Source organism: Mycobacterium sp. NPDC006124, from assembly GCF_040614235.1.
GTDB lineage: Bacteria > Actinomycetota > Actinomycetes > Mycobacteriales > Mycobacteriaceae > Mycobacterium.
This window is the reverse complement of record NZ_JBEXUA010000047.1, coordinates 1-1132: the sequence shown is the minus strand read 5'-3', so window position 1 is coordinate 1132 and position 1132 is coordinate 1. Positions and strand designations below refer to the sequence as shown.

The window sequence follows — 1132 nt, the reverse complement described above, 5'->3', positions numbered from 1 at the left end:
CTAGTGTTCTGAGTCGTTAATTCGTTGGCAGTAGTTGCCGATGCTGGCGAGGATTTGATCGGCGGTCTTGGTCCACACGTAGGGACGTGGGTTCTCGTTCCAGGTGTCGATCCAGGCGCGGATGTCGGTGTTGAGTTGGCGCACCGAGGTGTGGGTTCCGCGGCGCAGCTTCTTCGTGGTCAACTCGGAGAACCAACGCTCGACCAGATTCATCCAGGATGAACTGGTCGGGGTGAAGTGCATGACGAACCTTGGATGTGCTGTGAGCCAACGCTTCACCGCCGGCGTCTTATGGGTGGAGGCGTTGTCCAGGACCAGGTGCACGTCGAGGTCGGCGGGCACTTCGGCGTCGATCTTCTTCAGAAACTTCAGGAACTCGGTGCCGCGGTGGCGGGCGTGCAACGACCCGATGACCTTCCCGCTGGCCAGGTCCAACGCGGCGTACAAGCTCGAGGTGCCGTGGCGGACGTAGTCATGGGTGGCCCGTGCCGGGGTGCCCGGCAACATCGGGAGCACCGGCGCAGTGCGGTTGAGGGCCTGGATCTGGGTCTTCTCGTCCACGCACAGCACCAACGCCCGCTCCGGCGGGTCCAGATACAGTCCCACCACGTCGCGGACCTTCGCCACGAACAGCGGATCCTTCGACAACTTCCACGAATCCTGTTTGTGCGGAGCAAGTCCGAACGCCCGCCACACCCGCGACACCATCGACTGCGACAGCCCCAGGTGCTCGGCCATCGACCGGGTCGACCAGTGCGTCGCGTCCTTGGGCGCGGTTTCCAACGTGGCCACGATCAACGCCTCGATGCGATCGTCGCCCACCACCCGCGGGCGGCCCGGTCGCGGTTCGTCGCCCAAACCGTCCAGGCGCAATTCCGCGAACCGGTTGCGCCACCGGCGCACCGTGCCGATCGAGAGCACCAACCGATCCGCCAACTCGGTATTCGACCCACCATCAGCTGCCGCCAGCACGATTCGCGACCGCATCGCCAACCCCGCCGCACTCGTACGACGACGAGCCCAGCCCTCCAACTCGCGGCGCTCATCAGCGCTCAACACGATCTCGACGGCATGCGGAGTAGGCATGACCCAGTCTAACAACTAGGCCGCAATTAACGACTCAGGACACTAG

General features: G+C 64.0%; 1 protein-coding gene. It reads right to left on the bottom strand.

Features of this window, described 5'->3' with window-relative positions:
- Positions 1 to 1086, bottom strand: coding sequence for an IS630 family transposase (locus ABZ195_RS28650; protein ID WP_355223259.1), 1086 nt, complete (start codon positions 1084 to 1086; stop codon positions 1 to 3).
- Between the last annotated feature and the right edge of the window lie 46 nt (positions 1087 to 1132).

What these genes read in the sequence shown, in the direction of transcription:
- ABZ195_RS28650 (WP_355223259.1), bottom strand. Translation starts at nt 1,086, where the DNA reads ATGCCTACTCCGCATGCCGTCGAGATCGTGTTGAGCGCTGATGAGCGC.